The sequence below is a fragment of the Phormidium sp. CCY1219 genome, from assembly GCF_055795085.1.
The window spans coordinates 1-6694 of sequence record NZ_JAYFEQ010000454.1; the positions used below are offsets into that span (position 1 = coordinate 1).

Consider the following 6694-nt stretch of genomic DNA (forward strand, 5'->3'; position numbering starts at 1 on the left):
ATTCGGTTCTAGAGCTTGAAGCTGGCACGCACCTCAAGGTAGGTCTTTAACTCTTGCTCTGAACGTAGCCCTCGTAGAGCTTAGGCTGGTCAGCTACCTAAAGTCAGGGGCTAGAAGCCCCGTCTCTTTAGAGCGGGGTGCTGACCTCTGAAGAACCGTACTTTGATTTTTACATCGGAAGACAATCGAGCGGCCAGTTTCACGTTCCCCAGGGGAAGAATTGGGGCACCGATGGGAGTTACCATAAAAAATAATACCACGCACTGATTGAGATCTGCCATTGCAGGCCGAGGGAGAAGTGGAAAATCGGTGCGGATCGCGCAGAGGGGGCGGTTTTTTTGGGGGAAGAAGCGATCGCCCTTAAAACTCGCCGAGGGTACGGACTTCTGGCTCTAAGCGCACGGACCAGCGCTGTTCCACTTGCTGTTGGACGTGCTCGATGAGCTGAAAAATATCTCGAGCGGTTGCCCCGCCGCAATTTAGAATAAAATTAGCGTGACGTTCGGCCACTTGGGCACCGCCAATTTGGTATCCTTTCAGACCGGTTTGTTCGATTAACCATCCTGCCTTCAAATCCTGCGAAGGGTTGCGGAAGACGCTACCACAGCTTGGCAAGTGATAGGGTTGGGTGGACTTTCGCATTTCGAGCTGTTTGGAGGTTGTGGCTTGGATCTGCGCGGGATCGCCACCGGGTTGGAGTTGAAAAGTGGCCTGAGTCACCAAGCGATCGCCCCCTTGAAGCACCGAGGTGCGATAGCGATAGCCCAAATCTTCAGGTGTGAGCAGACTCAAGCGACCGTTGGGTTCGAGAACCTGAGCAGTGACCAAGATATCCGCAGTACAAGCGTTGTGGGCACCTGCATTCATCACCACAGCCCCGCCAACCGTGCCTGGGATGCCCACCGCCCACTCCAGACCAGACCACCCCATTTGAGCGGCGCGCCAAGCCAGACGAGGGAGAGATTGGCCGGCAGCCACACTCAGTTGTCCGGTTTCCGCATCGAAGTGGGTAAATCGCAGGTGACGAGTGCCGATCGCCAGACCTGGAATGCCGCGATCGCTCACCAATAAATTCGAGCCGCCCCCCACGATGGTAATCGGCAAACCTTCAGAGTTCGCCCACTCCAGACTCGCTTGCAGTTCCTCGATCCGTCGAGGTGCAACGTACCATTCGGCAGGGCCTCCCACTCGAAACGAAGTAAACGAAGCGAGTGAAACCTGGGGTTTAATCTGACAAGGTATGTCTGGCACGGTGATGGAACGACACTGAGAAGAGTTGGCTTTCCCGAGGGAGTTTCGGGGAACGGGTGGGTTTGCAGCTTGCATGTTTACGCTGAGTGCATCGGAGGGCAGAGTCATAATAATCCAGGGGGGTCGAATGCGGATAGACCTACGCCGAAAGCGTCAATCTGGTGGAGATGGATGGCAGCAACGCAACTTCAGACATACCCCGCCTCGGCGGGGTACGCTTAGGCGCGATAGCGCGATCGCTCCAAACGATGTTGTTCCGAGAGCTGATGAAATGCCATCACCTCGGGGATAATTTGATTCAAATTCCCCGCCCCGAGAAACAGCACCAAATCTCCGGGAAGTAAGTTTAAGTTGAGAAACTCCGAGACCTGTTCCAGAGAGCCTTGGTAATAGACCTGAGGGTGGAATTGGGCGATCGAGTCGGCCACTTGTTGACCGCTAATTTTAGCTAAGTTTGGTTCGCCGGCACTGTAAATGTCCGTGACCACCACCAAATCGGCATCGCTAAACGCCTCGGCAAATTCTGACAAAAATGCTTTCGTGCGGCTGTAGCGGTGGGGTTGAAACACCGCCACCACTCGTTGCTTGCCACTGGTTGGCGAGGAGGTTGACGGCAACACCAAACTGGCGGCTTTCAGGGTAGCGCGGATTTCACTGGGGTGATGGGCATAATCATCCACAAATTGAATGCCATTATATTCACCGCGACATTCAAAGCGGCGACGGGCACCCTCAAAAGTGGCGATCGCGCTGGCAATTTGAGAAAACTCCAAGCCCAACAACCGTCCCACTGCCACCACAGCCAGGGCATTACTCAGGTTGTGCTGACCCAACAGGGGCAAAGAAAGCTGGCCGAGAATTTCTTCCCCTTCCCAGACTCTCGCGGTGGTACTATCCGGGCGATAGGCGACGCAATCCACCCGATAATCCGCGTCCGAATCGATATCGAGACTGTAAGAGATGTCCGGTTGGAGGGTGCGCGAAACCGTCTCGCAGTCAATGCAGCCCACCAAATGCTGACAGCGCTTTTTAAACACTTTAAAGATATCCACCACCTCGTCGAGGTTTTGATAGTGGTCGGGATGATCCAGTTCGATATTGGTCACCACCCCGATATAGGCGGATAGCTTCGCCAGGGATCCGTCGGATTCGTCCGCTTCCGCCACTAAATACGGTCCATCTCCCAAGCGCGCATTGCCTTCCCAGGCTTTTACCTCACCCCCCACCACAATCGTCGGATCCAACCGGGCCTCCAGCAGCATATAGGCCATCATCGAACTGGTGGTGGTTTTCCCGTGAGTCCCTGCCACCGCAATGCTCTGGTATTCCGAAATCAGGGCCGCCAGCAATTCCGAGCGATGAAACACCGGGCAGCCTAATTCTAGGGCTGCTCGATACTCGCTATTCGCTGGATCGATCGCCGTAGAACAGATCACTTGCGGTAAATGCGACGCGGGTAAAGTCACCGACTCGGCAGATTTAACCGTTTGCGGGGTCACGGCACTCAAGCCATGTTTTCCATTTTTGTTGAGCGCAGTGGGTAATTCCGCTTCCTCGCCTGAGGCCAGGGTTTGCCGGAAAAACTCCAGATTGTTAGCGTCTTGACGCCAAAAGATATGAGCGCCATTGTCTTGTAGACGCTCGGTTATATGGCTCGAGTGAATATCCGAGCCATACACTGGCACCTGACGCTTTGCTAGAATGTAGGCAAGGGCTGACATTCCGATTCCACCTATTCCGATGAAATGGAAAGGTTGGCCGCTTAGATCGATTGAATTTTCCATTGCAAGCTCCTTACACACCACACCACGCCAATAACACGCGATATCATATCAAGATTTTTTTTGTACGCTCCACTCAAAGGGGGAATTTTTCTTCTGTGCCAGGGGTGGAAACTTTCGAGATTTTAGTTGGAAATACACCGAGGGTAAAGTCTTCTCCTGATAATTTTTCTAACCTTAGACCGTTAGCGGTGTGACTCGCATCACCGATTCTCTCAAAAAATGCACGACGGCTAGGGAAAATCGGAGATAAGTGAGCCAAGTTCCGATAACTTAAGTTATGATGGCCATCAAGCCCCAAGGGCGATCGCCGCACTGACACCTGCACCAGAAGACGATAGCACCTGTGGCTCCATTAGTTTTACGCCAATTTCCGGAAAAAAGACAAGTAAAACCCCAAAACGGGGGAACAGGGTAAACCCGTTTTGCTCAGAAAGAGATCCCAGCCTAGTGGTGACAGTCACATTCACAGAGCATCCTCACCCCTGTGGTCAAAACGTACAAGCCAATGGTCCGCTCCCAAGGATGGAGATCCAGAAATGGAAAAAATAGCGATCGTCGGCGGTACCTTCGATCCGATTCACTGGGGACATGTACAAATCGCCGATGCAGCATTAAAACAGGAAGCCTTGGATCTGGCAATCTGGGTGCCGGATCCCACGCCTCCGCAAAAAGCCAAGCGCGGCGGGGTGGAGATCGAACACCGACGAGAAATGGTACGGCGGGCGATCGCCCCTTATCCGCAATTTCTCCTGGCACCCCCCCTAGGCGATCGTCAGCAAACCTCCTATGCGATCGCCACTTTCACCGCACTCCAACAACTCTACCCCCATAACCAGTGGTATTGGACGATCGGCGCAGACGCTTTTCAACACCTGCCCAAATGGTACAAATCCGACCAACTGGCTGCCGCTTGTCACTGGGTAGTGGCTCCCCGCCCCCAATCTTCCTCCACCGAAACCCTCGTAAATTCGCCCCATTCGGCATCCCTAGATTACCAGAAGGGTGCAACTCCAGATTTATCCACCCTAGGGATGGTGCCAAACAACCCAAGCCAGAATTTTATTCTGGCGCAAACCCACATGATTTGCGATCGCGTAGCTCGCCAATTTGCCCAACGCAACCTCAACCTGCGCTATTCGATTTTACAATCGAACCCGATTGCAGTATCTTCAACTGTAATTCGCCGCAACTGGGGCACTTGCAGCAGAATCCGAAACTGGGTTCCCGAACCCGTGAGGACTTATATTTCCATGCACAAGCTTTATGACAACCCATTCCAATCGTGCCCTTAACGCTCCAACCAGATCCCCAGACTTGAAATCAGAGGATCGAATTGGACCAGCTTTGCGATATGATTGGGTTCATTACACTAGGCATTTTTTGATTAGATAAAGGGGCAAGACGCAGTGATTAGAGTAGCGATTAACGGTTTTGGACGCATCGGACGCAATTTCTTGCGCTGCTGGTTAACCAGATCCAACAGCCAGCTCGAGATTGTCGGCGTTAACGACACCTCTGACCCAGCAACCAACGCGCACCTGCTGAAATATGATTCCATGCTCGGGACGTTGGATGCCGACATTAGTGCTGATGAAAACTCCATTACCGTCAACGGCAAAACCATTAAATGTGTCTCCGATCGCAATCCATTAAACTTGCCCTGGTCTGCCTGGGGAATTGATTTAGCGATCGAATCAACCGGTGTCTTCGTCACAGAAGAAGGAGCAAGCAAGCACCTGCAAGCCGGTGCGAAAAAAGCGCTGATTACCGCCCCCGGAAAAGGTGGCAAAATCGGCACCTTTGTCGTCGGCGTCAACCATGACCAGTACAAGCATGAAGATTTTGCAGTGGTCAGTAATGCAAGCTGTACCACCAACTGCTTAGCACCGGTCGTCAAAGTGCTGCACGACAACTTTGGCATCATCAAAGGCACCATGACCACCACCCACAGCTACACGGGCGACCAACGTCTGCTCGATGCGAGCCACCGGGATGTGCGTCGTGCCCGCGCTGCTGCCATCAATATCGTTCCCACTTCTACCGGGGCGGCTAAAGCAGTGGCTCTGGTAATTCCAGAAATGGCCGGCAAGCTCAATGGCATCGCAATGCGCGTACCCACCCCCAACGTTTCCGTGGTAGATTTGGTGGCTCAGGTGGAAAAACAGACCTTCGCCGAGCAGGTTAACGAAGTCTTACATGAGGCGGCTAACGGTTCGATGAAAGGCATTCTGGAGTACAGCGATCTGCCGTTGGTCTCCACGGACTACAAAGGCCATGACGCCTCTTCCATTGTGGATGCCAGCCTGACGATGGTGATGGATGGCGATTTAGTTAAGGTCGTCGCTTGGTACGATAACGAATGGGGTTACAGTCAGCGGGTTGTGGATCTCGCTGAACTCGTGGCTCAAAATTGGGTGGCATAAAACCACGTTCACCGGAGGGTTGAGTTTTGAGTGGACTCGTTTAACCCTCAAAATCCAACCGTTAAAGTGATTTTAAAAATGCTGAAAACCCCGTTCCAGGGTAAGCACCTCGTCAGGATTCGCACCAGTGCTGTCTACCAAACAGACACTGGTGCGTTTTGTTATTCGTCCCACGATCGCCGCCCCATTGCCCAGTCTTTCCACCAATTGTTCGGCGGCGTTTAATGGCAGGCACAGCACCAGTTCAAAATCTTCGCCACCGTACAACGCCCACTCTAGGGCTTTGTCCTCCCCCACCATTTGCGTGACGCTTGCCGGAATCGGAATCTGCTGGCGATCGAGAATGGCTCCCACACCGCTGGCTCGCCCAATCTGCAAAACCGCATCGGCTAAACCATCGCTGCTATCCATTCCCGCAACGGTGCGCTCGGACTCCATCACCTGCCACAGGATGGGGATCGCGTCCAGTCGCGGTTTGGGTCGTTGGTGCGCTTTGACCAAGACTTCGCGATCGCTGCTTTGCAGTTCTCTCCCGCACTCTGGATGCAGCAGTACCTCTAACCCCGCCCGGGAGGCTCCGTGAAACCCGCTGACCACGATCGCATCCCCGGGTTGTGCGGCTTGTCTGACTATCTTTTTCTCGGGCTGCACCCACCCCAATGCCGTAATGGCAATCGCATTCACCGAGGCCCGACAAATATCACCGCCGGCCAGTACCGTGTGGTATTCTTCCAGACAACTGGATATCCCGGCATAAAGCTCTTCGAGCCAGCTCACCGCTGTGTCTCCGGTGACGCCTAACGCTACGGTAATGGCTTCCGATGACGCGCCCATTGCGGCTAAATCCGATAAATTGGCGGCAGTGGCTCGCCAACCTGCATCCCGCCCCGAGGTGGTGCGATCGCTAAAATGCACCCCCTCTACCAACATGTCAGTGGTCACCACCAACAAACCCCCTTTTTCCGGCGGCGCGGCGATCGCCGCCGCATCATCCCCCACCAGCTCTGCGGGACAAAATCCTTGCAGGATTTTCAGCACTCCTTGTTCCCCAACCTCTCGCACCCGCCTGGATGATTCTTCTTGCACGCGCAACCTCTCGCTTCCCTTTCGCCTTCATCATAAATTAGGGTTGGTAAGGGGGAGAACGGAAACCCTCGTAATTTATGCGTAGGGAGGAGTTCTCCCCCCTTACACAGACAACAGTTTGACAAAACATCACTGCTAGAAACTGTAGGT

General features: G+C 53.6%; 5 protein-coding genes. 2 read left to right on the forward strand and 3 right to left on the reverse strand.

Annotated elements, in window-relative coordinates; genetic code table 11:
* Positions 1-360: 360 nt before the first annotated feature.
* Both murB and murC read right to left on the reverse strand, forming a co-directional pair.
* Entirely contained in the window at positions 361-1359 is a 999-nt protein-coding gene (murB, locus tag AC0QH1_RS11070; RefSeq protein ID WP_442957304.1) for a UDP-N-acetylmuramate dehydrogenase, read from the reverse strand.
* Between the two features lie 110 nt (positions 1360-1469).
* On the reverse strand, positions 1470-3035 hold the full coding sequence (murC, locus tag AC0QH1_RS11075; protein ID WP_324631156.1) for a UDP-N-acetylmuramate--L-alanine ligase: 1566 nt from the start codon (positions 3033-3035) through the stop codon (positions 1470-1472).
* 536 nt (positions 3036-3571) lie between these two features.
* Here murC and nadD point away from each other — a divergent pair.
* A complete protein-coding gene (nadD, locus tag AC0QH1_RS11080) occupies positions 3572-4327 on the forward strand; it encodes a nicotinate (nicotinamide) nucleotide adenylyltransferase (protein WP_324631157.1) in 756 nt (251 codons plus the stop codon).
* A 114-nt stretch (positions 4328-4441) separates the two neighbouring features.
* The gene (locus tag AC0QH1_RS11085) at positions 4442-5458 is read left to right on the forward strand and encodes a type I glyceraldehyde-3-phosphate dehydrogenase (RefSeq protein ID WP_324631158.1); all 1017 of its coding nucleotides are present in this window, start codon (positions 4442-4444) and stop codon (positions 5456-5458) included.
* 72 nt (positions 5459-5530) lie between these two features.
* On the opposite strand, the gene thiL is transcribed toward AC0QH1_RS11085, so the two are convergent.
* Positions 5531-6544 carry a thiamine-phosphate kinase gene (thiL, locus tag AC0QH1_RS11090; protein ID WP_324631159.1) on the reverse strand — a complete coding sequence of 338 codons (1014 nt, stop codon included), beginning with the start codon at positions 6542-6544 and terminating at the stop codon, positions 5531-5533.
* Between the last annotated feature and the right edge of the window lie 150 nt (positions 6545-6694).